The organism is Nocardia sp. NPDC046763, assembly GCF_040645495.1.
In the GTDB taxonomy this organism is placed as follows: domain Bacteria; phylum Actinomycetota; class Actinomycetes; order Mycobacteriales; family Mycobacteriaceae; genus Nocardia.
Window position 1 is genome coordinate 241,619 of the sequence record NZ_JBEYYI010000008.1, and the last position, 26,019, is coordinate 267,637.

At 69.1% G+C, this 26,019-nt stretch carries 18 protein-coding genes and 1 pseudogene; 4 read left to right on the top strand and 15 right to left on the bottom strand.

Features of this window, described 5'->3' with window-relative positions; genetic code table 11:
- Positions 1 to 93: 93 nt before the first annotated feature.
- The gene (locus ABZ909_RS16320) at positions 94 to 1,467 is read left to right on the top strand and encodes a DUF2252 domain-containing protein (protein ID WP_356999824.1); all 1,374 of its coding nucleotides are present in this window, start codon (positions 94 to 96) and stop codon (positions 1,465 to 1,467) included.
- 12 nt (positions 1,468 to 1,479) lie between these two features.
- Here the strand turns inward: ABZ909_RS16320 and ABZ909_RS16325 are convergent, their stop codons facing one another.
- Complete coding sequence (locus ABZ909_RS16325) at positions 1,480 to 2,460, bottom strand: zinc-binding dehydrogenase (RefSeq protein WP_356999827.1); 981 nt, start codon at positions 2,458 to 2,460, stop codon at positions 1,480 to 1,482.
- 268 nt (positions 2,461 to 2,728) lie between these two features.
- Positions 2,729 to 5,176, bottom strand: a complete 2,448-nt coding sequence (gene hrpB / locus ABZ909_RS16330) for an ATP-dependent helicase HrpB (RefSeq protein WP_356999830.1) — start codon at positions 5,174 to 5,176, stop codon at positions 2,729 to 2,731.
- A gap of 160 nt (positions 5,177 to 5,336) precedes the next feature.
- Here hrpB and ABZ909_RS16335 point away from each other — a divergent pair, with 160 nt between their 5' ends.
- The 3 genes from ABZ909_RS16335 to ABZ909_RS16345 all read left to right on the top strand — a co-directional run bounded on the left by ABZ909_RS16335 (position 5,337) and on the right by ABZ909_RS16345 (position 9,197).
- Positions 5,337 to 6,875 (top strand): DUF4185 domain-containing protein, encoded by a 1,539-nt coding sequence (locus tag ABZ909_RS16335; protein WP_356999833.1) that lies wholly within the window; start codon positions 5,337 to 5,339, stop codon positions 6,873 to 6,875.
- Positions 6,876 to 7,029: 154 nt separating this feature from the next.
- Positions 7,030 to 8,235 carry an Ig-like domain-containing protein gene (locus ABZ909_RS16340; protein ID WP_356999836.1) on the top strand — a complete coding sequence of 402 codons (1,206 nt, stop codon included), beginning with the start codon at positions 7,030 to 7,032 and terminating at the stop codon, positions 8,233 to 8,235.
- A gap of 341 nt (positions 8,236 to 8,576) precedes the next feature.
- Positions 8,577 to 9,197, top strand: a complete 621-nt coding sequence (locus ABZ909_RS16345; RefSeq protein WP_356999840.1) for a pyridoxamine 5'-phosphate oxidase family protein — start codon at positions 8,577 to 8,579, stop codon at positions 9,195 to 9,197.
- Positions 9,198 to 9,303: 106 nt separating this feature from the next.
- Here the strand turns inward: ABZ909_RS16345 and ABZ909_RS16350 are convergent, their stop codons facing one another.
- The 13 genes and pseudogenes from ABZ909_RS16350 to ABZ909_RS16410 form a co-directional block, all read right to left on the bottom strand.
- Positions 9,304 to 10,677: a cutinase family protein gene (locus ABZ909_RS16350; protein WP_356999842.1), complete on the bottom strand. Its 1,374-nt coding sequence runs from the start codon at positions 10,675 to 10,677 to the stop codon at positions 9,304 to 9,306.
- Positions 10,678 to 10,999: 322 nt separating this feature from the next.
- Positions 11,000 to 11,563, bottom strand: a complete 564-nt coding sequence (locus ABZ909_RS16355) for a hotdog fold thioesterase (RefSeq protein WP_356999845.1) — start codon at positions 11,561 to 11,563, stop codon at positions 11,000 to 11,002.
- 44 nt (positions 11,564 to 11,607) lie between these two features.
- Positions 11,608 to 12,909, bottom strand: coding sequence for a PLP-dependent aminotransferase family protein (locus ABZ909_RS16360; protein ID WP_356999848.1), 1,302 nt, complete (start codon positions 12,907 to 12,909; stop codon positions 11,608 to 11,610).
- Positions 12,906 to 13,862: an alpha/beta hydrolase gene (locus tag ABZ909_RS16365; protein WP_356999851.1), complete on the bottom strand. Its 957-nt coding sequence runs from the start codon at positions 13,860 to 13,862 to the stop codon at positions 12,906 to 12,908. The genes ABZ909_RS16360 and ABZ909_RS16365 overlap by 4 nt, the downstream gene beginning before the upstream one ends.
- Positions 13,863 to 13,890: 28 nt before the next feature.
- Positions 13,891 to 14,772, bottom strand: coding sequence for a MaoC/PaaZ C-terminal domain-containing protein (locus tag ABZ909_RS16370; RefSeq protein ID WP_356999854.1), 882 nt, complete (start codon positions 14,770 to 14,772; stop codon positions 13,891 to 13,893).
- Positions 14,769 to 15,578, bottom strand: coding sequence for a hypothetical protein (locus ABZ909_RS16375; protein WP_356999978.1), 810 nt, complete (start codon positions 15,576 to 15,578; stop codon positions 14,769 to 14,771). The genes ABZ909_RS16370 and ABZ909_RS16375 overlap by 4 nt, the downstream gene beginning before the upstream one ends.
- Positions 15,575 to 15,823, bottom strand: a complete 249-nt coding sequence (locus tag ABZ909_RS16380; RefSeq protein ID WP_356999981.1) for a hypothetical protein — start codon at positions 15,821 to 15,823, stop codon at positions 15,575 to 15,577. Before ABZ909_RS16380 ends, ABZ909_RS16375 begins: the two co-directional genes overlap by 4 nt.
- A gap of 28 nt (positions 15,824 to 15,851) precedes the next feature.
- Positions 15,852 to 16,160 (bottom strand): annotated as a pseudogene (locus tag ABZ909_RS16385) (carboxyl transferase domain-containing protein); the annotation flags it as partial.
- 47 nt (positions 16,161 to 16,207) lie between these two features.
- Positions 16,208 to 17,191: a hypothetical protein gene (locus tag ABZ909_RS16390; RefSeq protein WP_356999857.1), complete on the bottom strand. Its 984-nt coding sequence runs from the start codon at positions 17,189 to 17,191 to the stop codon at positions 16,208 to 16,210.
- Positions 17,184 to 18,323 carry a 3-oxoacyl-[acyl-carrier-protein] synthase III C-terminal domain-containing protein gene (locus ABZ909_RS16395; protein WP_356999859.1) on the bottom strand — a complete coding sequence of 380 codons (1,140 nt, stop codon included), beginning with the start codon at positions 18,321 to 18,323 and terminating at the stop codon, positions 17,184 to 17,186. Before ABZ909_RS16395 ends, ABZ909_RS16390 begins: the two co-directional genes overlap by 8 nt.
- 42 nt (positions 18,324 to 18,365) lie before the next feature.
- Entirely contained in the window at positions 18,366 to 18,632 is a 267-nt protein-coding gene (locus ABZ909_RS16400; protein WP_356999862.1) for an acyl carrier protein, read from the bottom strand.
- A 131-nt stretch (positions 18,633 to 18,763) separates the two neighbouring features.
- The gene (locus tag ABZ909_RS16405; RefSeq protein WP_356999865.1) at positions 18,764 to 19,594 is read right to left on the bottom strand and encodes an SDR family oxidoreductase; all 831 of its coding nucleotides are present in this window, start codon (positions 19,592 to 19,594) and stop codon (positions 18,764 to 18,766) included.
- 12 nt (positions 19,595 to 19,606) lie between these two features.
- Entirely contained in the window at positions 19,607 to 25,996 is a 6,390-nt protein-coding gene (locus ABZ909_RS16410; protein WP_356999969.1) for a type I polyketide synthase, read from the bottom strand.
- Positions 25,997 to 26,019 lie beyond the last annotated feature (23 nt).

Sequence of the window (26,019 nt, forward strand, 5' to 3'; positions counted from 1 at the left end):
GCCGAAGGCAAGGCAGCCAACCCGGTCGAGCCCGTCGGCACCGTCGCCCGCGGTGTCCTGGGAATCCGCGTGCGGTCGAACTAGAGTCCTCCCATGGCGACATCGGTGGCTGGCGGTAACGGGGCGGCGGAGGCCGGGCATGCCGCCCGGAAGCAGGTGCCACGACGATCGCTCGGTGAGTGGAAGCCCGCGGCGGATCGGGAGGATCCGGTGGCGGTGCTGGAGCGTCAGGCCGCGACCCGGGTGCCCGAGTTGGTGGAGATCCGGTACGCGCGGATGGCGGCCGGGCGGTTCCCGTTCTATCGGGGTGCCCCGGCGATCATGGCGGCCGATCTGGCGAGCGGGCCGAACACCGGGCTCAACGTGCAGTTGTGCGGGGACGCGCACCTGTCGAACTTCGGGTTGTTCGCCTCGCCGGAGCGGTCACTCGTGTTCGACGTCAACGACTTCGACGAAACCCTGCCCGGGCCGTTCGAATGGGATGTGAAGCGGCTGGCGGCCAGCGTGGCGGTGGCGGCGCGGGCCAATGGGTGCGACGACGCCGAGGCGAGCGGGGCGGCGGTCGCGGCGGCGCAGGCCTATCGCGAGTCCATGGTGCGGCTGGCGGGTCTGGGCGAGACCGACGTCTGGTACGAGATGGTGGCCGCCGAACAGGTTGCCGAGCTGCTGCACCCGCGCGACCGCAAGCAGACGGAGAAGGTGATCAGCCGGGCGCGGGCCCGCACCAGCCTGCAGGCGCTGGACAAGCTCACCGAACCCGGGCCCGACGGCGCGCCGCGCATCAAGGCCGAGCCGCCGCTGCTCAGGCCGGTACCGAAAGAGCTGCACACCGAACTGCTCTCGGTGCTCTCGAACTACCGGGACACGCTGCCGGAGGAGCGCCGGGTGCTGCTGGATCGGTACGAACTGCGGGATATCGCCATGAAAGTCGTGGGCGTGGGCAGCGTAGGCACGCGCTGCTTCATCGCGCTGCTCACCGGGCGCAATACCGGCGATCCGCTCTTCCTCCAGGTGAAGCAGGCCGAGAATTCGGTACTGGCCACGCACCTGCGGAACAGCCGGTTCCAGCATCAAGGGCATCGGGTGGTGCACGGGCAGCGGCTCACCCAGTCGGCCGGTGACATCTTCCTGGGCTGGGCGACCGGCTCCGATGGGCTGTTCTACTACTGGCGGCAGCTGCGAGACATGAAGGGCTCCTTGGTCATCGACGAGATGTCGGCGGCGCAGCTGCGGCAGTACGCGAGCCTGTGCGGGCACACGCTGGCGCGTGGCCACGCGCGATCGGGAGATCGGGTGGCCATCGCCGCGTATCTCGGCAGCAACGACGTCTTCGACCAGGCCATGGGGGCCTTCGCGCTGGCCTACGCCGATCAGACGGCGGCCGATCACGAATCCCTGCTCGCCGCCATCGAATCCGGTCGCGTCACCGCTGCCGAAAATCTCGCGCCGGAAAAGAACGGGCAATAGGCGGGCCGGGCGCTACTCCGGGTTGACGGCGATCACCAGCTTGCCGGTCGAGGAGCGGCCCGCCATCAACCGGTGTGCGTCCGCGGCCTCGGCGAGCGGGAACTCGGCGGTGATGGGCAGCCGCACCTTGCCGGAGGTGGCCAATTCGAAGGCGTGCGAGGCGATCTCGTGTAGAACGTCCGGGGCCTCGACACTCAGGCCGAGAATGGAGAACCCGGCCACCGAGCGGCCCTGCGGGTAGAGGTCGGGCGCGCCGACCTGCCACGGTCCCGCACCGCCCGCATTGCCGAAGGAGACCAGGCGGCCGAAGCGGGCCAGGGAATCCAGTGTGCGGCGCAGGGTTTCGCCGCCGATGGACTCGAGCGCGAGGTCCACGCCGCGACCGCCGGTGGCGGCGGCGACCTCCGCATCGAAGGATTCGTTCAGAAATGCTGCGTCATAACCGTATTCGCTGGCGTACTCGGCCTTGGCCGGGCTGGACACCACGCCGTACACCGCGCCCGCGCCCGCGAGCTTGGCGATCTGCGCGACCACAGTGCCGACGCCGCCCGCCGCGGCCTGCACCAGCATGGTCTCCCCCGGCTGCAGGCGGCCGACGGTGTGCACCAGGGCGTAGGCGGTCGGCAGCACCGTGGGAAGCGTTGCGGCGGTGCGCAGATCGACGCCCTCCGGTACCGGGAACACCATCGCGGCCGAGACCACCGCGACATCGGCGTACGCGCCGCCCTCGGTGATGGCGGCCACCGGCTGGCCGACCCGCAAGCCCTCGACGCCCTCGCCCACGGCCCGGACCCGCCCGGACAATTCCAGGCCCGGCACGAACGGCAGCCCCGGCACCCGATAGCCCACGGCCCGCGCCTGCAGATCGGCGAAATTCACTCCGACATAGGCCACGTCGATGGATACCTGCCCGGCCCCCGGTTCCGGCACCGCGAGCTCCACCGGCCGCAGGACCTCCGGTCCGCCGAATTCGTCGAATCGAATCGCACGCATGCCGCCACACTCCCTCTCCGCCCTCTCTCCGAGCGGGTCGAACCACATCATCCGAACGCCGGACGCACCGCCTTGCAGCATCGGGGCGTCACCGGCTATTCCGCATGCTGCCCTTCAAGTCTCACTCCCGCCACCCGGTCCAGTGCAACACCGGTACCCGGTGCGAGCGCCCTTCGCCGGCCAGAGCGGTGAGCCCTCCTCGGTCCCGGCAATCGGCCCTCGCCCCCCTGGTCCGGTGAGACCCGTCGATCCGAACGATAGGCCCCCGTCAGCCAGAGCGATTGGCGTTGCGGGCGGTGCCGCGGTGGGCGGTGACCGTGGTGGGGTCCTCGGGCCAGGAGTGTTTCGGGTAGCGTCCGCGCAGGTCGGCGCGGACCTGGGGCCAGCCGGTGCGCCAGAAGGACGGCAGGTCGGCGGTGACGGCCACCGGGCGCTGGGCCGGGGACAGCAGGTGCAGCAGGATCGAGGCGCGGCCGCCGGCCAGGCGGGGCGGCTCGGTCCAGCCGAAGATCTCCTGCACCTTGACCGCGAGCACCGGCGGGTCCGCGGAGTAGTCGAGGCGGACGCGGCTGCCGGAGGGGACCTCCAGGCGTTCGGGGGCGAGCTCGTCCAGGCGTGCGGCCTCTGGCCACGGGAGCAGGCGGCGCAACGCCTGACCGGCGTCGGCGCGCTCCAGGTCGGCGCGGCGGCGGGCGGTGGAAAGTTCGGGGGCGAGCCAGGTTCCGGCGGCGGCCAGCAGGGTTGCGTCATCGACAGCGGGCCAGGGCGCGCCGAGGGTGCGGTGCAGGAAGTCCAGGCGCTGCCGCAAGCTGCGGGCATCCTCGTCCCAGCGCAGCAGGTCCAGACCGGTGGCGCGCAGTCCGCACAGCAGGGCGGCCGACACCAGGCTCGGATCCGGCTCTCTGAGCGGCTGCTCCGAGAGCACGATCGCGCCGAGGCGCCGCACCCGGCGGGCCACCAGATCGCCGTCGGCCCAATCGACCTCGTCGGCGGTCTCCAGGAGGTTCGCGGCGGCCCGGCGGGCGAGCTGCTCATCGGCCTTGGCGGCCAGCCGGATTCGCCCCTCGGCCCGACCCGGGTCGCGCCCGGCCACCGCGATGGCGAGCCATTCGGCATCGCCCAGCCCGCTGCCCGGCGGCAGGGTCACCGCGGTGCCGCCCGCCATCAGGTAACTGGCCGAACCAGGGGCGCGGCGGCGGGCCAGCCGCTCCGGATAGGCCAGTGCCGCAACGAGGGCCGGGTCGTCCACGCCGTCGCCCTCGACGAGTTTCGCCAGCCGCTGTGCCTCCCGCTGCCAGCGGGCGGGCCGGTCGCCGCGCAGGCTCCGCAGCGCCGCGACCAGATCGATACCGGGAGCGAGGGAATCGTCATCGAGCAGCGCAACCACCTCGGCGGCCGCCCGCGCCCCCACCTCGCGCGCCCCGTCGAGCAGTGCGCGCGCCAGACGCGGATGCAATCCGACGGCCGCCATGCGCCGTCCCCGATCCGTCACCGCCCCATGGTCATCCACCGCGTCGAGTGCCCGCAGCACCGCCCGCCCTGCCGCCAGGCCACCCGCCGGCGGGGCGTCCCACCAGGCCAGCGCCTGCCCGTCGACGGTGCCCCAGCACGCCAATTCCAAGGCCAGCCGGGTCAGATCGGCGGTGCGGATCTCCGGTTCCGGATACGCGGGCAGTGTCGCGTGCTCGTATTCCGGCCAGCACCGCCACGCCCACCCCGGGCCTTCGCGGCCCGCGCGCCCGGCCCGCTGCTCGGCCACCGCGGCCGAAACCCGAACGGTCGCAAGCCCGGACAGCCCGCGCCGATGATCGATGCGCGGCACCCGAGCCAGCCCCGAGTCCACCACCGCCCGCACCCCCGGGACGGTCAGACTGGATTCGGCCACCGCCGTGGACAGCACTACCCGCCGCCGCGCGCCCGGCCGCAGCGCCGCATCCTGGGCCGCGGCGGACAGCCTGCCGTGCAAGGGCATCACGTCCACGTCGGGCAGTCCCGACAACAGGTCGGCGGTCCGGCGGATCTCCCCGGCTCCGGGCAGGAAGACCAGCACATCGCCGGCGCTGCCCGCCAATGCCTGGCGGGTCACCCGCGCCACCTGCTGCTCGATCCGCTCCCGGGCCGCCGGCGGCACGTACTCCAGCTCGACCGGATAGGCCCGGCCCCGCACCTCCAGCACCGGCGCGGCGGGCTCCCCCTCGCCGCCCAGCAGCGCCGAAAGCCGGTCCGCCGCAACGGTCGCCGAGGTTGCCAGCACCCGCAGGTCCGGCCGCAGTCCGGCCCGGGCATCCAACAGCAGGGCCAGCAGCAGATCCGCGTCCAGGTGGCGTTCGTGGCACTCGTCCATGACCACCACGTCGACCCCGGCCAGCTCCGGATCGTTCTGCAGCCGCCGCACCAGCAGCCCGGAGGTCACCACCTCGATCCGAGTCCCGGCCCCCATCTTCCGGTCCCCGCGCACCGCATACCCGACCGTCTCCCCGACCCGCTCGCCCAGCAGCGCCGCCATTCGCGCGGCCGCCGCCCGCGCCGCCAGCCTGCGTGGCTCCGCCACCACCACCCGTCCGCCGGTGGTCGCGGCCAGGGCCAGCGGAACCAGCGTCGTCTTGCCGGTTCCAGGCGGCGCGACCAGCACGGCGGTCCCGCACTCGCCCAGGGTGGCCGCGATGCGGTCCAGAGCCGGGCGGACGGGGAGGTCGGGAAGATCAGGCAGCTTCATTACCGCTCAGTCTGCCGCCCCGGCGACGCGCCGCCGCCACCGGAGTGGGCGGCGACGGCCCGGAACGACCGATACTGTGACCGGTTCGTACCGCTACGTGTAGCGGGCGGAACCGAACTCGGGTGAGTCAGTCGATCGTGGATGAGGAGCCGCACACCACATGGGAATTCGATCCCGCCGCCGGTCGAGTCATTCCGGATTCCCTGCGGCGCCAGCCCTCTCGGGCGTCGTCGCACTGGGTGCGATGCTGCTGCCCGCGCCGCCCGCCGGGGCCGCGCCGCATCCGTGGGCGCCCGCGCCGGTGAACGGCTGCGGCGAGACCGGATTCGACCCGCTGGATCGCCGAGCGGACCCGAACAGCTCCCAGCCGCAGGGCAATCAGACCATCAAGATCCCGATCCCGGTGCCCCAGATCGTCACCGTCCAGGTGCCGGGCCCGAAGCCCGACGACACCCGCGTCGATCCGGTCGCGCTGCCGTCCGATCCCTGCGCCAACCCGTGCCCGGACGTCCGCGACACCGTCCCGGCCCCGGCGAATCGGCCCGGCGGCGGCAGCGTGTCGCTGCCGCAGGTCGAGATCACCACCGAGCCCGAACCCATCCCGATCGTGGTGCCGGGCGGCGATCCACCCGAACCCCAGGCCGCGCCCACCGTGGCCGTCCAGCCCGCCGCGCCCGCGCCCGTGGCCGCGGCGGTGGACGCGCCGCGGGTGGATTCGGTCCAGCTGGTCAATCAGGTCACCGGGCAGGGATCGATCAATCGCACCGATATGCGCTGGTCGGTCGACGGCACCGACCTCGGGCTCATGTGGGAGACCAAGCCCGGCCAGGTCGCCGTCATGTTCGGCGACACCTTCGGCAAGGGCTGGAAACCCACCGGCGCCGGCACCGACCAGCAGGACTGGCGCAGCAATGTGCTGGCCTACAGCAGCACTCGCGATCTGTCGCAGGGTCTGATCCTCGACGACTTCGTGCAGAACAGCCGCTGCCACGCCGCCGAACTGCTCGACAGCCGCAAGATCAAGAACTTCGAGACCACCACCATCCCGACCTCGGGATTCGCCATCGGCGACCGCCAGTACCTGACCTACATGTCGGTCAACCACTGGTCCAGGATCCCCGGCATGTGGTGGACCAACCACGGCGGCATCGCCTGGTCCGACGACAACGGCCGAACCTGGACCAAATCACAGTGGGCCCGCTGGGACAACATGTTCGGACTCGGCCGATTCCAGGTCGCCACCATGGTTCCGCACGGCGACTACGTCTACATGTTCGGGACACCCAACGGCCGCCTCGGCGTCATCGGCCTCGCCCGTGTCCCCGCCGACCAGGTTCTCGACAAGTCCGCGTACCAGTACTGGATCGACGGCACCTGGACCCCCGCCGACGGCTCCAACGAATTGCTCGCCACCCCACTGGTTTCCGGCACCGCCAGCGAACTGTCCATCCACTACGACCCCGAGTCCAACCTGTGGCGGATGGTCTACCTCGACGTCACCCGCAACCAGATCGTCCTCCGCACCGCCGCCGAACCCCAGGGCGCCTGGTCGGATCCGACCCCGCTGCTCGGCACCGACGACTACCCCACCGCCTATGGCGGCTTCATCCACCCCTGGTCCACCGCCAAGGACCTCTACTTCACCATCTCCACCTGGAACAGCTACAACGTCTACCTCATGCACGCGACGCTGAAGTGATACCGACCCGCTGAGCACTCCCGTTCGATTGCCGCTAGGTGTCGGTTGCGCGACGGAACGGTGGAGGTCCCGTCCGGCGTCGTGATCTTGATAGCCGGCGGCGCGATGCTGACACGTCCGAGCCAGTTCGGGCTCAGGTCGAAGGGAGCGGGCGATGGGGTTGCGGCGTCGTCAGATATTGACCGGGATCTTGGGGCTGGGCGGCCTGTTCGTCGCCAGCAGCGTGCCGTACCGGGGCAACGGGCTGCTCCCGCGCGCCTGGCGGCCCGCGGCCATCGTGTTTCCGCCCGTGGCCGCCGGGCGCGCGTTGAGTCCGCGCCAACTCGGCCGGGTCGGTGTTCTCAACGGCACCTTGACCTCGGTCTCCTGGATCGACGAAGCCGGTCGAGCGCTACCGGGCGCGCTCTCCGCGGATCGCCGGGCCTGGATCAGTTCCGAACCACTTGGCTACGGTCACACCTATACGGCGTCGGTGGTGGCGAACGGCGAGACCGGACACGTCGACGCCACCGCCGTCTTCACCACTGTCCGGCCCGACAGGCTGACCAGCGTCTCCTTCCGCTCGAACAATCTCCTCGACATCCAGGACGGCGAAACCTACGGCATCGGCCTGGTGCTGGTCGCGCACTTCGACGAGGCCGTCGACCGCGCCGCCGCGGAACGCACCCTCCGGGTCACCACCGAGCCGCCCGTGCCGGGCGCGTGGTACTGGCTCGACGACCACAACGCGCACTGGCGTCCGGAGAACTATCACACGCCCGGCACCCGAATCACGGTGGCGGCGAACCTGTTCGGCACCCGCCTCGGCGACGGCCTGTATGGCCAGGACGACCAGCGGGTCTCCGTCGTGATCGGCCCCTCCCACCTCGCCATCGCCGACGACAACACCAAACACATCGAGGTCTTCGAGAACGGCAACCTGATCCGCACCATGCCCACGTCCATGGGCCGGGGCGGCACCGCCGTGGTGGGCGGGCGGGTGTTGTCGTTCTGGACCCATCCCGGGGTCTACACCGTGCTCGACAAGAACAGCGTCGTCAGCATGGACTCCTCCAGCTACGGCCTGCCCGTCAACTCCGGCCTCGGCTACCGCGAACTCATCAAGAATGCCGTCCGCATCAGCCATGACGGCATCTACCTGCACGAACTCGCCGCGACGGTCTGGGCGCAGGGCAATACCAACGTCTCACACGGCTGCCTCAACCTCAGTCCCGCGGACGCCGCCTGGTTCTTCGACTTCGCCAATCCCGGCGATGTGGTCGAGGTCCGCAATACCGGTGGCGATGCCCTCGACATCGGGCAGGGCGGAGACTGGACCATCCTCTGGCCGGACTGGCAGCGCGGCAGCGCCCTGGCCTGAGGGCCGTCAACGGTCGGCGGGCAGGAAGTCGCAGCCGGGTGGCGGGGTCGCCGGGCGCCGGGCCGCGAGTCCCGCGATCCTCTCCCGCAGCGCCCTGCTGGGCATCGAGCCTCCATTCCGCGTCCGCTTCGAAGTATGTGCGGACCCACCCCTCGTTGGGCCCGGACCGGGCAAATCTATCGGTGTTCCCGTGGCCGGACGGGGATGGAACGCGCCTGATAGGGGACATTTTGCGCCAAAGTGCATGATTCGATCCGCATGACTCGACGAAGAGTGGCGGCCAGATCACGTTCACGGTAAGTCGCTGGCGTGGACGCTGCCGAAACACGTTGAATCGGAGCATGAGTGAGATCACCAGTCCGGCCCGGCTCCGTGAACTACTGGGTGCACCGAGCGAGCGGGCGGTCAAGAAGGAACGGGTCACATTGCATCCGCACGACCGCGAGTGGATCTCGTTGTCCCCGTTCATCGTGCTGTCCACCAGCGATGCCGACGGGAACTGCGACGCCTCACCGAAGGGCGATCCGGCCGGGTTCGTGAAGGTGCTCGACGACACCACCCTCGCCATCCCCGAACGGCCCGGCAACCGGCGCGCCGACGGGTATCTCAATATCCTCGCCAATCCGCACATCGGCGTGCTGTTCCTGATCCCGCGCCGCGGCGAGACCCTGCGCGTCAACGGGCGCGCCCGCCTGGTCGAGGACGCGCCCTACTTCGACGACATGGTCATCAAGGGCCACCGGCCGATCCTGGCCATCGAGGTGCAGATCGAGCAGATCTTCTTCCACTGCGCCAAATCCATTCTGCGCAGCGACCTGTGGAAGCCGGAGAAGTGGGCCGCCGACACCCTCCCCGCCCAGGCCCAGATAGTGAAAGACCTCCAGCCGACCGGGCAGGACTCGCTCGAGCAGCTGGAGAACTTCTATGCGGACCAGTATTCGAACCGGCTCTATAACGCCTGAACCCCAGCGCCGCGATCGGTCACGCTGCGGGCCAATCGTTCTCGGTCGCGGCGGCCTTACCCGAGCAGCCCCGGAACCGGTGGTTCCGGGGCCGGGAGCGAACGTCCTACGAAGTGGCCAGGGAGCCCAGGAAACTCAGCAGTATCTGCGCGTCGTCGCCGTAGTCGACGTGGGCCTTCGAGGCGTAGAAGGTGGCCATGTCGACGCCTTGGCGGCTCAGTTCCAGCAGATCGTTGATGCTGTCGACGCCGCCGATGCTGAGCAGGGTTTGCGCGGCTACGCGGAGATCACCCCGTACGGCGTTGGAGAGCGGGCCGAGCACGGAGCCGGCCAGGTCGAGTCCGGCCGGGGCGAGGGTCGCCACTTCGGCAGCCGCGCCGCGCGCGTCGTTGCGGGTGAGGGATTCGACTGCACGCCAGAGGGTTTCCTGCATTCGGCCGACATTCCCCGCGATGCGCAGGATGTCGATCTGGGTCAGGGCATCGGCGATCACGCTGGCAGCGGCGGTCCAGCCCGACGGGTCGATGGCAGCGGCCGCACGGATGACCGAGCCGATGAGAGGCAGGTCCACGCCCGCGGCCGCCTGGACCATCGGAGCCAGGGCCGTATTGAGGTTGCTCGCGATCTCGTGTGCACTTGTGATGTCGCCCGCTTGGATCAGATCGGGGAGGTTGGTGAGGCTTTGGAGAATGGCGGGCAGGTTCGCGGCGGTCGCCGTCCAGCCGGCACCGACCTTCACGGCCTGCGCGAGGAGTGTGCTGGGATCCGTGCCCGCCGGAATCAGGGATGCGATCATCGCGGAGTCGCCGCTGAGCACCCGGCCGAGCGCCGAGAGGAACGGGGACGTGGCGGCATTGAGCGAGCAGTACAGATCGCCTTCGACGCACAGGGTGCGCACCCGATCGGTCAGCGCACCGAAATCCTGACTGCGCGTCCCCGCGATGCCGTGACCGGGTTGCGGGTCGCCCAGCGAGAGTGTGGTTCTCGGATCGCGATGCGGATCGGCCAGCAGCCCCACGCCGACCACCCGATCGGCGCTGATCGGCCCCTCGCCATTGCCGATCTCGGTCGCGAGATCGCCGATCCCGTCCGCGCCCTGGCTGTAGCCGGCGAGGAAGACTCGCGTCGAACTACACAGGCTGCTCGCCATCTGGTGCAGCCGGGATTCGAGCGTGCTCAGGGATTGCGCATAGCTCAGCCCTTGATCGAAAGCGCTCGCCGCATACGGGGCATAGAGCACAGTGATGTCACTGCCGTACTGCCGTTGCAGCCCATCGCCGATCGGCCTGAGCATGCCGACCGGCACTGTCGGATCCGCATCGAAACGCGTCTCCCAGGTCCCCGGCGCGAAAATCGCCGTATACGGGGTGCAGGGCAGCGCACCGTGCGTCTCCGCCCGCGCATCGCCGACCACCGTGGTTCCGACCGTGACGCCCGCGGCAACCAAGATCGCCGCGCACGCTGTCGCCAGCCTGCTCATTGTCCAATTCCTCTGGTGCCGAAGGTGTTTCGGGCCGGTGCGGCGGCAGGTCCTCGTTCCGCTGCGCAGTCATGGACAATTCTCGCCACTCGCGGTCGGTTTCGCAGGCTTTTCAGACACATAATCGTTTCAGACCACGTCAGGGCCACCGACGACCACGCCGAGCAGGCGGACAGCGAAAGGGCCCCGGAGAGAATCTCTCCGGGCCCTTCATTTGTAGCGGGGACACGCCGCCGAACCCGAAAGAAGTTGACACGCAACCACCGACGGCGCAGCTAACGCTCGGTCACCTCGAGGTGTCGCCCATAGTACTTGTGCGGGTTCAAGTCCCGCCTCGCGCACTTCTCTCTCCCCGGTCCACCGTCCCGCCGCAGATTCCTTCCGAATCCAGCTGCACAGCAGCGTGCTTCAGATTTCGGCAACCTTCTGCCGACCTCGGCCGCGGCGGGGCGGAGTCGCGGTCCGGTTCGTCATGCCAGGACGGCGGCGCAGGCAGCGCCGAATGGGATTGGGCGCGGACGACACACGTCACGCGGGCTGTGCAGATCCGCGATTCGGAGTCGTCCTTGATCAGGACTTCGTAACTCACCAGCGTTCGGCCACCGTGCAACTGTGTTGCCACGGCCGTGACATGGCCCGACACTGCCGACCGGTGATGCGAGGCGTTCAGTTCGATGCCGACCGCCGACCGCCCGGGCCCGGCGTGCAAAGCCGCGGCGATCGAGGCGGCGGTCTCGGCCAGCACACAGGACGCACCGCCGTGCAACAGGCCGTATGGCTGGGTATTGCCCGCGACCGGCATTCGCAGCACCGTCCGGGCCGGACCGGCTTCGAGCACCTCGATGCGCATGTATTCCGATAGCGCGCCCGCCCCGGCGACGCCCATGCGCCGCCATACTGCCGCGTCGTCTCGGGTGCCGGCCGGTTCGCTTATGACGCTGCCCTAGATTCCTCGGCCGCCACGAACGCCGCCAATCGCCCGACACCGGCCCGGATCTCCTCGGGAGTGACGGCGCTGCAGGACAATCGGATCCCGTGACTACCCGCGCCATCACGGTGGAAGTAGTTCATCGGCGTCCACAGCACCCGATGCTCACGGGCGGAGCGCTCGAGTGCGGCGTCGTCCGCGGTGAACGGCACGGTGAGGACGACGAAGAAGCCACCGTCGGGCCGGTTCCAGGCTATGTCGGCGCGGCCCTCGAATCGGTCGGCCAGTAGATCCAGCAGGAGCTGGAGATTCTGCGTGTACAACTTGGCGGCGTCCGCGTTCGAGTCACGCAAACGGCATCCGTTCGCGATCAGCATGCCGCCGATCACCGCCTGGCTCACCGCGGAGGTGTTCACGGTGACCATGCTCTTGATCTTCGAAAGTTCCTGGGCCAGTGTCGTTCTCCGGCCGTGCGCGCCCGACACCGGCTGATCGGCCAGCACGTATCCGACCCTGGCGCCCGGCATACAGGTCTTGGCGAACGACCCTATATAGATGACCCGGTGGTCACTGTCCAGGGCCTTGAGCGTCGGACGCGCCTCGCCCACCCGGCGGAAGAAACCGTACGGATTGTCCTCGATGACAAGCAGTTCGGCGGCCGCTGCGACCTCGAGCAGCCGCAGCCGCGCCGCGGTCGGCAGGCTGGCACCGGTCGGGTTCGCGAAATCCGGCACCAGATACAGCGCACGGGGTCGCTTGCCCCGCGCCCGGATCTCGGCCGAGATCCGTTCCAGCTCCGCGAGTTCCATCCCATCGGTACCTTCGGGCACCGCCACCGTCTCGATATCGAGCAACCGCGCCACCCCGGTGATCCCGACATAACACGGTGAGGAGACGAGCAGCACGTCTTCGGGAGAGCCGAACAGGGCCCGCAGGACCAGCAGCATGCCCTCTTGCGCGCCGACCGTCACCACAACGTTGTCCGGATCGACGGCGATGCCCTCGTCGTTGGCCACCGTACGAGCGATCAAGCGGTGGATCTGACCGTTGGTGCGGCCGTACTGGAAGAGCTCGGCGGCGATCCGCTCCGGCGAAAAACCTTCTTGCTCAGCCAGATACGACGTATACACCTCCAGATACCGGGAAACGTCCGTCGCCCGGAATTCCCCTTCGGACGGGCGCCCCGGCGCGAAGGAGATCGCATCCGGGTAGCGCTCGACCACCTCGTTGAGGAAGTTCATCGCGCTCAACGCCGGATCGCTCAGGCTGGCGTGCAGTTCCGAGAGCGGCAATGCGGCATTCACAGGCCGGCCCCGATCTGTTCGAAGACTCCGCGCAGATGACCGGCCACCTGCGCGACGGCCGCACGTGCCGCGTCGAGTTCACCGCTCATGGTGAAGAATCCGTGCATCACGCCCTCGTACCGCCGATGGAACACCGGCACGCCGGCCGCGGCGAGCCGATCGGCGTATTCCTCGCCTTCATCGCGCAACGGGTCATATTCAGCGGTGAGCACGAGCGCCGGAGGCAGACCACTGTGATCGGCGGCGAGCAGCGGCGACGCCAGCGGGTTGCGGCCGGCGGCCGGGTCGGCGAGATAATGACTCCAGTACCAGCGCACGGAATTCCGATTGAAGAACACCCGATCCTCCGGGCGGACATCGGATTCGGTATTCCCGTCGTATCGGGTGTTCGGGTATATCAGGACCTGGGACGCGATGGCCGGGCCACCGCTGTCGCGGGCCAGCAGGCTGACTGCCGCGGCCAGATTCCCGCCCGCGCTGTCCCCGGCGACGGCCAGCCGGCCCGCGTCCACGCCGAGGCCGGCCGCATTCGCCGCCACCCAGCGCACGCCCGCCGCGCAATCCAGCACTGCCGCGGGGAACTTGTGCTCCGGCGCGAGCCGATAACCGATCGAGACGGTCACGCAGCCAACGGCATTGGTCAGCGTGCGGCACAGGGCATCACAGGTCTCCAGACTGCCCAGCGTCCATCCACCGCCGAAGAAGTACACGAGCACCGGTAACGGACCGTCTGCCGCCACCGCCGGCTTGTACACCCGGATCGGCAGGGGTCCTTCCGGTCCGGAAATAACGGCGTTGGTGACACTGTGTACCGGTTCCGGCTCACCCCGGGAGTTTCGGATCGCGGCGATATCCGCGGCCCGCGCCTGTGCCAGGCTCAGGGTGTAGAGCGGCGGCACCTGCGCCGCGACCAAACGGTCCCGCAGAGCCCGCACTTGCGGATGAAGTGACATGTTCCTGCTCCTGTCGCGAGACGGAATTTCAGACCGCGAGCTCGACCAGCCCATCGGTGATCACGAAGTCGTCGCCACGCGCGGTCTCGAAGGCGTAGCGAGCGAGAGCGTCCGACCCTTCCTTGCGCCAGATGCGGGTTTCCAGGCCGTCGCCGGGCAGCACGGGCTTCCAGAATCGGCCCGCGAATCGCCTGATCCGGTGGACATCCGAGTCGCCCACCCGGGTCAGCACCGCCCACGAGGTGAAGGCCAGCGTGCACATGCCGTGGGCGATGATGCCGGGCAGACCGGCGGCCCGGGCGATCTCCTCGTCGAGATGGATGCGCAGTGGATCGCCCGACACCGGTGCGTAGCGGGCCGGCTGGTCGGCGTCGACCCGCTGGGGCACCACCACCTCCGGCGGGCGGCGGCGCAGGGTCGGATCGAAGCGGTGCAGCGGGGCCCGCTCGCCGACCTGGTCACCGGCGTCGAATCCGGGGAAGACGAAGGTGGCGTACTGCTCGTTGACCAGTTCGCCGGCGTCGTCCCGGCATTCGACCCGGGCCAGCGCCCGAGTGCCGGTGCCGAAACCGGTATAGCCCGCGAGCATTCCGCGGGTCCGCAGCACATCGCCCGGCCGGATCGGCCGATGGAATCGGAAGTCCTGTGCGCCCTGCACCATGCCCGCCAGCGCGGCGGGCGGGCTGACCGAGATGGTGGCCGTCTTCATCAGCTCGAAGCCCGGTACCGCGGCGAACATGGGCGAGGCGATGTCGCCGGCACGGTGCGCGGGGATCGGGTCGTTGGTGGCGGCGGCGTAGGCGGCGAGGTGTTCGCGGGTGACGGTGAACACCGCGGCATCGGACCAGACGCCGACCGCCCCGCCGGCGAAGGCCATCAGTGGAATGGTCGGCATTCGCTGGAAGTTCATGCGCCGGACTCCTTTTCATCGAAGAGCCCGTGACGGTCCGGCAATTCCTCGGCAGCCTTCGCCGCCGCGGCGCGGGCTCGTGCCTGCGGCGTGAGCGTCGCGGCCGCCGCGCGCGCGTACGCGCCCGCGTCCTCGTCCAGCGCCTGGACGACGTGCAGCAGTTCGGCCCAGGCGTCGCCGGTGGCCGCCGCGCCGACGAGAGCGTCGATGGTGGCGCGTGGCATCCGGCCGACCAGTCGCCGGAGCTGGTCCTGCTGGTAGATGAGGTACCCGGACCGTAGCAGCGCCGTCGGGCTCAACCCCTCGACCACCGCGTCGAACTGACGCTCGGAGAACTTCTGTTCCGCGAATTCCGCCAGCGTGAGCCACTTTTCGCGGGCCGACAGCTCAGCGACCACATCGGCGAGCAGTTTGTCGGGCAATCCGCCGATGAGCACCGCACCGGTCGCGGGGTCCAGATCCATGGCGATATCGGCCAGCATGGTCACGGGAAGCCGACGGCCGACCTCGGCGGCACGGGAGGCGTCCATGGCGACCGCCATCCGGGCAGCGAACAGGCTGCTGCCACTGCGCACCGCTATACGCGCCGCGATGGCGGGTGGAATGATCGCGGAGATGGTCGCGATGCGTTGCAGCCCAGCCGAATTGGCCCGGGTAATGAGGGCGATGACTTCCAGGCGGAGATCACGGAGGTCGATCGCGGGTACCTGGTCGAGGTAATCGATCTCGGTGGGATCCACACGCAGGACCCGGGCCAGTGCCAGCTTCTCGACTTCGACGGAGCCGGTCATCACTCGCGTGCTCATTTGGTCAGCAACTTCATCAGGGGCCTCCGCAGAAACGACGGCACTTTGTCGAGTTCGCTCAACGCGTCGACGAGCAGTTCTGCGGTCTCGTGCTCCACGGCACGCTGGATGAGCCCGGCGAGGTGGGCCTGCTGTTCCGCCGACAGCGCGGCGATGACAGCGGGCGAGACCGTGCCCAGTTGTCCGGCCAGCGGGCCCGCCGCTGACTCCGGCGGGGATTCCTCTCCGATCGACATGTCGGTCATGGCATCTCCTCTCGTATCGGTTACAGCGGATGTTCCCGTGCTCGCCGCGACGCTGCGGCGACGCGTTCAGCGCCCGCGCGAGCGCGCCACGGGTGCGGTGCGGTTCGATCACCGCGTCCACCACGCCGATCGCCAACGCCCGATCGACACCGCCGACGGTGGCCTCGTGTTCAGCGGTCAACCGGTCCAGCAGCGCGGCGCGTTCGCGGTCCGGAGCTGCGGCGAGAGCCCGCTTGTGCAGAATCCCCACTGCCGCACGGGCTCCCACGACCGCGACCTCGGCCCCCGGCCAGGCATAGACGGCCGACGCCCCCAACGCCCGTGAATTCATCGCGATGTCTCGTGGGGCGGCGGTGCGGACGCGGGGCATCTCATCGGTCGTGGTCATGCCGACCTCGCCCGATTCGACCCGATGCCCGGATCCGGACGCGGCGAGGGGAACAGGGCGGTCGCGATCCGGCGGCGCACCCGAGGCTCGAAATACCCCTTGCCGATGCGGCGCACCAGGCTGAGGACCGGTAGTCCGACACCGATGGCGATACCGAGCCAGCAGACGAACAACAGCAGCATCAGGCTGTGCGCGACCGAGCCGAAACGCCCGGCCGCGCGCACTCCCGCTCCCCAGAAACGGAAGATCCGGCCGCCGGTGAGATCCGCACCCGCGATGAGCGGCTCCACGGGTGCGGCATCGACCGCCGGCAATGTCCGGACCAGCACATCACCGGCGACGGCATCCGACGGTTGCGCATTTGCGACGATCGACTGCCCGGCGACCCGCAGCCGATCGAGTTCGGCGACGCCGACCCCGGCCGCCGGAAAGCCGAGAAACCCTTCACGTTTGCCGCGCAGCATCCAGCGCAGCGTGGTCACCATCGAGGTGAAGTGCCGGTTGGTATCGGTCGCCGCGACGACTCCGACGAAGCGCGCGCCCAGCCGATCCAGAATGGCCCGGATCTCGACCACCGCGGAGTACCACTTGTCGCGGCAGACCATGAACGCCAGTACATCCCTGTCATGGAAGAGTTCGGGGTGGTCGGTCAGCAGCGCGCGCACCGGCAGCGAGGGAGACAGGTACCAGACCTGGGCGGCGAGTATCACCAGCTCGTCCGGCTCGGTGTGCAAACCGGACGCCGGCGTGCGCAACGCGACCGTGGCGCGCGGATCGGTCGAAGTGGGAAACGCCTCGAAGAACGATCGAATCGACCACGGGAAAGGAAACTCGTTGTCCGGCACGACATCCACCCAGCGCACCGACCATCCGGCAGCGGCCATGGGCGCGACGAACGCCTCGACGGCCTCGCGCAGCTGACCGGTCTGGGTGTAGCAGAGAATGGTTACCCGGCGCGTGCCGGACAGCGAATCAGGCATGGTCCGAATCACCCGCCACAGCGGTCAGATGCATGAACGAGATGGCGAACCGGCCCGACTCGGGCACCATGCACACGACCTGCTGACCGGCTTCGATCATGCCCTCGTTCAGCATTTCGTCGAGAATGATGTAGATACTGGCGCTGCCGATATTGCCCACCCGGGTCAGGTTGCTGAACCACTTCTCCGGCGCGATATGCAGGTCGGCGCGCTTCATCTCGCCGATGAGCAGCTCCTTCATGCGCTCACTGGAGTAATGCGCGGGGAACCAGTCCAGTCGGTCCAGGTCGATCCGGCCCGCGTCGATCAGGCGCTGCGCCTCGATGATTCCGATATTGACCAGGTGTGGCAGCAGGGCCAGCTTCTGGCGCGGGAACGCCGCGCCGTCGGCCGCGGCGGCCGCGGAGTTCGGATAGTCGTTCCAGGTCTTCTCACAGTCGTTGGTCTTGCTGCCGAAGTACATGCATGTCTTCTCGGTATTGGCGTACGAGGTCAGCGAGATCCAGTCGATGCGCAGGCTGATGCCGTCGGCCTTCGGCTTGTCCTGGACGACCGCGGCGCCGGCACCGTCGGAGAGCATGTAGCGCAGGAAGGCGGTCTCCATGGGGAGGCTGCCGTCCTCGGCGATCGGGGTCATCTCCGCATAGCGGGAGCTCTTGAACCCACGGGAGGCGAGTTCACTGGCCACCGCGACCGCGTTCTTCTTCTCCCCCGCCATCACCTGCAGATACGCGTTCTTCAGCGCCATCATTCCGGAACTGCAGATACCGTGCGCGGTAATGATTTCCAGCGGCGCGTAGCCGAGTTCGCCGTGCACCATACTGGCGTGCCCGGGGCCCATCAGGTCGGGCATGGTGGTCGCGGCGGCGAGCAGATCGAAGTCGTCGGGACCGAGGTTCGCCCGCGCCGCGGCCGCCCGGACGGCCTCGGCCGCCATGCGCGCGTTCGAGTAGACAGTGTTCTGCTGCTTGTCGATGGCGTAATGGCGGGTCTTGATCCCGCAGTTCTCGAGGATCAGCTCCTTGAGATCGGAGGAACCGCGGCCGACCTTGCCGATGTAATCCTCGATCTCGTTGTTGGGCACCGGGTCTCCGGGCAGGAATCGGCCTGTCGCGGTGATGTAGGCGTTCACGTCAATAGCTCCGGTTCTTTCGAATCCTGTTGGTAGGGTGTCCTATTCGGCGGCGGCCCGTTCGGCCTCCGCGCTCTTCGTGCTGATGAACTCCAGCAGATCCGAGAGGGTCCGGACCGAGGCCAGGCGCTCGTCGTCCATCGAGAACCCGTACTTCCCCTCGATCAGGTTCGCGATCGCCAGCAACCCCAGGGAATCCACGCCCAGGTCGCGGACGGTAGTGTCCGGCGGCAGGTCGTTCAGATCGATCTCATAATGGGCGAGCAGATAGCCCGAGATATCGTCGCGAACCGATTGTTCGATGCTCATGTGCGGTACTCCTGTTGTACGAACCCGCATCCGACCGGTGCGGGGATATTGAATTTCCCGATGATCGGAACCGTTCGGACAGTCCAACTTTCGCCGATCATCGGATACGTCGACACCCCTACGGGCAGCCCCTAGCTCCGCCGCTGCGCACGCAGTGACTGCAGGCGGGGGTGCCCGAAGGACACGATCGGCACCACGATTCGCTTGGGGCTGTAGTAGGCCAGGTAGGACACGAAGCGGTTGAGCTGCCCGGGAATCACCACCATGCGCCCTCGCGCGACACCGTTCACGCCCGCCTTGGCGACCTGCTCGGCCGACTTCCACATCGGGCGCGGCATGAACTTGTATTCCTTCTCGGTGAACCCTGCGACCTCGATGAATCCGGTCTCGACCGGTCCCGGGCACAACGCGGTCACCTTGACCCCGGTGCCGAACAGCTCACCTTTGAGGCTCTGGGTGTAGGACAGCACGAAGGCCTTGGCGGCGCCGTATCCGGTCTGCCCCGGCAACGGCTGGAACGATGCGGTGGAGGCCACATTGAGGATCGCGCCGGCGCCGCGTTCGACCATGCCGGGCGCGAAACGGGTGCACAGGTCGACGACGGACATCACGTCCACCTCGACCATGCCCAGCTCGTCCTCCGGGTTCGCACCGACCACCGGGCCAAGCGTGGACCATCCGGCATTGTTGACCAGGATGTCCACCGCCAGCCCGAGATCGTCGACACGCTTGGGCAATTCGGCGCGGGCGGCGCGATCGGTGAGATCGAGGGCGAGCACCTCGGCGCGTCCACCCGCCGCCTTGATCTCGCGGGCGAGTTCGGCCAGCTTGTCTTCCCGCCGGGCGACGAGGCAGACCTGGTGTCCGCGTCCGGCGAGCTCACGGGCGATGGCGCGGCCGATGCCGGAAGACGCGCCGGTTACCAGCGCGGTGCGGTCGGGGGCGGGACTGGGGAGTGCCATAGGATTGTCCTTTCAGTGCTGCGCGGACGGTGCGCTGTCGATGAAGTCGAAGAGTTCGTCGTCCTCGGCGGTGTCAAGATCTATGCCGGAGTCTTTGTCGCCCTGGAGATTCCGGATGACCTCGGTGAGTTTGTCGGCCAGGAGTGAGACTTCGGCCTTCTCCAGATGGATGTCGCGGCAGGCCGCCGACAGCACCTCGGCCTGAGCCACCAGCCGCGCCACCGCATCGTCGGCGGGCGCGATCTCCTCGCGGAGATAGCCGGCCAGCATCGACGGCGTGGGGTAGTCGAACACGACGGTGGTCGAGAGTTTCAGGCCGGTGGAGGATTTCAGCCGGTTGCGGAACTCGACCGCGCCCAGGGAGTCGAAACCCAGATCCTTGAAGGCGTCGCCCGTACCCACCGAATCGGCTGAATCGTGCCCGAGCACCGCCGCGGCATGCGAGCGGATCAGGTCCAGCAGCACCTTCTCCTGCTCGACGGGGCTCAACCCGCTCAGGCCGGCGACCAGCTTCGACGCCTGCTCGGCACCCGCGTCCGCCGCCCGTCGCACCGAGCGCACCAACCCGCGCAGCACCGGCGGCAGCGCCTCCGGCTCGACGATCCGCAGGGCGGCGATATCGAGACGGGAGGCGACCACATAGGACTGGCCCGAAGCGACCGCGCCGTCCAGCATCGCGACGCCTTCATCGGTCGAGATCGGCAGGAACCCGCCCGCCCGCAACCGGGCTCGATCGGCGTCGGTGAGCGCACCTGTCATACCTGTGGCCTGCTCCCACAAACCCCAGGCGATCGAGGTCGCCGCCAGGCCGCGGCGCCTCCGCAGCACCGCCAGCGCGTCCAGGAACGAGTTCGCCGCCGCATAGTTCGACTGCCCCGGCGAGCCGACGGCGGCGGCGATCGAGGAGAACAGCAGGAACATCGCCAGCGGCAGGTGCTCGGTCGCCGAGTGCAGATTCCAGGCAGCGTCCACCTTGGGCACGAACACCTTTCGCAGGCGCTCGGGGTTCTGATCGACGAACAGTCCGTCATCGAGGACGCCGGCCGCGTGCACGACGCCGGTCAGCGGATGCGCCGGATCGATGCCCGCCACCAGCGCCCGCACCGCATCCGCGTCGGAGACATCGCAGGCGACGATCTCGACATCGGCGCCCAGGGCCGAAAGCTCCTCGGCCAGCTCGCCCGCGCCCTCGGCCGCCGGTCCCCGCCGCGAGGTCAACACCAGATGCTCGACGCCGTGGGCGCGCACCAGGTGGCGGGCGACCACCGCGCCCAGGCCACCGGTGCCGCCGGTGATCAGCACCGTGCCCGTGGCATCGAGCCGTCGCGGCACGGTGAGTACGTTTTTACCGATATGGCGGGCCTGCGACAGGTAGCGAAATGCCTCGGGCGCTCGCCGCACATCCCACAGCGTCACCGGCAGCGGTTGCAGCACACCGGCTTCGAAGAGGTCGACCAGCTGATCGAAGATTTCCGAGAGCCGCTCGGCGGGCGCATCCATCAGCACGAAATCGCGGTACTCGACACTCGGATGACGGGCAGCGATCAGCTCGCGCTCGCGCAGATCGGTGAGACCCATCTCGATGAACCGGCCGCCGCGTGGCAGCAGCCGCAACGACGCGTCCACGAAATCACCTGTGAGCGAATTCAAGACGACGTCCACGCCGCGACCGTGGGTGCGCGCCAGGAATTTCTGTTCGAAGTCCAGCGTGCGTGAGCTCGCGACGTCGCCGGCATCGAACCCCAGCTCCGTCAGCACCTGCCATTTCGAGGGCGAGGCGGTACCCAGCACCCGTGCACCCAGATGCCGGGCCAGCTGGATTGCGGCGAGGCCGACTCCGCCGGTCGCGGCGTGAATCAATACGGACTCACCGGCTTTCAGCCCAGCGAGATCGATGAGGGCGTAGTAGGCGGTGCCGAAGACCGCGGGCACCGCCGCCGCCTGTTCGAAGCTCCAGCCGTCAGGGATGCGCGCGAGCTTCGCCTGCGGCGCCACCGCGTACGATCCGACTCCACGGTCGAAAAGGCCCATCACCCGGTCACCCGGATGGAATCGGGTCACCGCGGAACCGACAGCCGACACAACGCCCGCGCCCTCACCGCCGACGACGACCCAGTCGATCGGGTAGACGCCGAGTGCGATGAGCACATCGCGGAAGTTCATTCCGGCGGACCGCAGCGCGACCCGCACCTCGTCGGGGGCGAGCTCGGGCTCCTCTGCGGCCGGTTCGAGAACCAGATTGTCGCCGCGCAGTGTGCCCTTTCCCAGGGAGGCCAGCCGCCATTCGCCAGCGGTGGCCAGTTCCGCACGGCCCACCGTGTCCGGGCCGCCCGATGCCAACCTCGGCACATGGGTGACACCGCGGCGGACCGCGGCCTGAGGTTCGCCCGCCTGGGCCAGCGACCGCACTGCGACCCGGCGGTCGGAGTACGCGTCGATGTCGAGAATCACCACGCGACCGGGGTTCTCACTCTGGACGCTGCGCACCAGGCCGAAGACGGACGCGTGCGCCGGGTCGACATCCGCGCCCCCGTCAATCGCGACGCCGTCGCGCGTGACGACCACGATCGTGGCCGCGGTGAGACTCTCGTCGGCGAGCAGCTGCTGGATCCGGGTCAGCGCCGCGGCCACCAAGTGATGGGTGCGGTCCACCAGTGGCCCGACCGTTTCCTCGGATGGGCAGCTCAGCGCGAGGATCTCCCGCTCGCCGGTGCAGCGCTCGAGTAACCAGCCGCCCTCGTCCCCGACGGTTTCCCAATCCCGGCCGATGGCAGCGGTCTCGGTGTCCGGCAGGGCGATCCAGTTCATCGCGTAGAGACCATCGGCCACCGGGGTCCGGTCGGCGAGGGCACCCGCGGCGAGCGGCCGCAGCGTCAGCGCGTCGACCCGCGCCACCAACCCGCCCGCGGCGTCGGCCAGGGTCAGCTCCATGCGGTCGCCGGACAGCACGGCGCGCACCCGAAGCGCCGAAGCACCCACCGCGGACAGCGTGACCCCCTCCCACGAGAAGGGCAGCTTCACCGCGCTCAATTCCCCCGACTCCGACGCGGCCACCAGGGAGGTGTGCAGCGCGGCGTCCAGGAGTGCGGGGTGCAGCCCGAAGCGGCCGGCGGATTCCACCGCCGCCTCCGGCAGCGCCACCTCGGCGAAGATCTCGGCGCCGCGCCGCCATACCGCCCGAAGTCCCTGGAAGACCGGCCCATAGCCGTATCCGGCATCCGCGAACTGCTCGTAGGCGGTGCCGATCTCCACGCTCGTGGCGCCGACCGGCGGCCACACCCGCAGGTCACGGATCGAAACCGGTTCCGCCGGAGCGGAATCGAGGATGGCGGTGGCGTGGCAGAGCCATTGTCCGGGCGTGGCGTCCGCGGCGGATGCGTGCGAGTAGACGCCCAGCCGCCACTCCCCCGGTTCGGTCTCGCTCACCCGGATCTGGATCGGCACCGCACCGTGCTCCGGAATCACCAGCGGCGCAGCGAGCACCAGTTCGGCCAGTCGCGTGGCGCCCACGGTGTCCGCCGCGTACAGCGCCAGCTCCACGAATGCGGTGCCGGGCAGCAGCACCCGTTCGCCGACCCGGTGGTCGGCCAGCCACTGATGCGCCGACAGTGACAGCCGGCCGGTCATCAGCACGCCGTCATGATCGGCGAATTCGACGACCGCACCCAGCAACGGGTGTTCGGCAGCGGCGAAGCCCAATTCGGTCGCTCGCCCCGCCGGCTGCTCCTCCAGCCAGTAACGCCGACGGTCGAAGGCATAGGTGGGCAGGTCGATACGCACAGCACCCGAGTCCGTGAATACCGCGGCCCAGTTCACCGGAACGCCGTGGACGTGCGCCTCGGCGGCCGAGGTCAGGAACCGGTCGAATCCGCCGTCCCCACGGCGCAGCGAGCCGACCGCCACCGCCTGGTCGAATTCCTCGGTGCCGTCGAGGAATTCCGACACATCGGCGGTCAGCACCGGATGCGGGCTGCACTCCACGAAAGCGCGGCCCTTGCGGTGGTAGGCGGTGGACAGCGCGTGATCGAAGCGCACCGGCATGCGCAGGTTCCGATACCAGTAGGCGGCGTCCAGGTCCCGGCCGTCGACAACTTCGCCTGTGACCGAGGAGATCACGGGAATCTTCCCCGGATCCGCCTGTACCTCGCCGAGTTCGCGCAGCAGGTCCTCCCGCACATCCTCGACCCGGTGCGAATGCGCCGCGTAGTCGACGGCGACCCGGCGGGCGCCGATGCACCCGCGGTCACAGTGCCGGATCAGCTCGTCGAGGGCATCGTCCTCCCCCGACACCACTGTCGAGGTCGCACCGTTCACCACCGCGATCGAAAGCCGCCCCGGCCAATGCTTCTCGATCAGGCCGGAGACTTGCGCTGCGGGCCGCTGCACCGAGACCATCCCGCCCTGTCCGGCGATGGTCAGCAATACACGGCTGCGCGCCACCACGATCCGGGCCGCCTCACGCAGCGACAGCGCGCCCGCGACACATGCGGCGGCGATCTCGCCCTGTGAGTGCCCGATCACCGCATCGGGTTCGACTCCCAGCGAGCGCCACAAGTCGGCAAGGGCGACCATCACCGCGAACAGCGTCGGCTGTACCACCGCCGGATTGTTCAGCCCAGCAGCCAGTTCAACATCCCGCAGCACGTCCAGCAGGGACCAGTCCACGAACTCGGCCAGGGCGGCCGCGCACTCGTTGATCCGAGTGGCGAAAACCGGTGCGGTCTCGAGCAGCTCGGCCGCCATGCCGAGCCATTGCGATCCTTGGCCGGGGAAAACGAACACCGTCTTGCCGGCCATCTCCGCCCGTCCGCTCACTACGCTCGAACCAGCTCCCCCACTGGAGAATTCGGCGAGACCGTCGGTCAACGAAACTCGATCTCGACCGAGAACGACGGCGCGGTGCGCGAACAGCGAGCGCGAGGTGACCAGCGAGAACCCCACGTCGGCGGGATCGAGCTGCGGATTCGCGTTCAGCAGCTCGTGCAGCCGGCGCACCTGCCCGGTCAGCGATTCGGCGGTCTTGGCTGACAGCACCCACGGAATCACCGGCGGTGCCGTAGTTTTCACAACCTCCGGGACCGGCTCGGCGGGTGCCTGCTCGAGAATGACGTGGGCATTGGTTCCGCTGATGCCGAACGAGGACACCGCGGCGCGGCGGGGATGGTCGGTACGCGGCCACTCACGGATCCGGGTGGCGAGCTCGACCCGTCCGGACTGCCAGGCCACGTGCGGGGAGGGCGCGTCGACGTGCAGCGTCGGCGGGATCACCGCGCGCCGCAGGGCCTCCACCATCTTGATCACCCCGGCCACACCGGAAGCCGCCTGTGCGTGCCCGATGTTCGACTTCACCGACCCCAGCCACAGCGGCTCGCCGGTGGCACGCTCACTGCCGTAGGTGGCCAGCAGCGCGGTCGCCTCGATCGGATCTCCCAGCCGGGTGCCCGAACCGTGCGCCTCCACCACATCGACCTCGTCCGCGCCCACCCCGGCGTCGGCCAGCGCCTGCCGGATAACCCGCTGTTGTGCCGGTCCGTTGGGCGCGGTGAGACCGTTGCTGGCTCCGTCTTGATTGACCGCCGTACCGCGCACCACCGCCAGCACGGTGTGCCCGTGGCGACGCGCGTCCGAAAGGCGTTCCAGCAGCAGCACACCGATGCCCTCGGACCAACCCACACCGTCGGCGGCGGCCGCGAAGGCCTTGCAGCGGCCATCGGGCGCGAGGCCACGCTGCCGGGAGAACTCCACGAACGAGTTCGGTGTCGCCATCACCGCGACACCGCCCACGATGGCGAATCCGCATTCACGGCTGCGTAGTGACCGCATGGCCAGATGCAGCGCCACCAGCGACGACGAGCACGCGGTGTCGACCGTGATAGCGGGGCCCTCGAGCCCCAGGATGTAGGCCAGCCGCCCGGACACCACCGATCCCGCCGCGCCGACCGCGTCGGTCCCGTAGTTGTGGTACATGACACCGGCGAAGACACCGGTATCGCTGCCGCGCAAGGAGACCGGGTCGATGCCGGCGCGTTCCAGCGCCTCCCAGGACACCTCGAGCAGCAGGCGCTGCTGCGGATCCATAGCCGCCGCCTCGCGCGGGGAGATACCGAAGAAGCCGGCGTCGAATTCGGCGGCGTCGTGCAGGAATCCACCGCGGCGGGCGTAGATCTTGCCGGGCGCCCCAGGCTCGGGATCGTAAAGACTGTCCAGATCCCAGTCCCGGTCGGTCGGGAACTCCGAGGTCGCGTCGACGCCGTTGGTGACCAGGTCCCACAGGTGTTCGGGGGCGCGCACCCCGCCGGGATAGCGGCAGCCCGTCGCGACGATCGCGATAGGCTCCGAACGGACATCGGCGGTGCTGCCGTCCCGGCGCAGCCGCTCCTGCTCCAGCAGCGAATTCCGCAGCGCCTCGACCAGTTCCTCGTTCG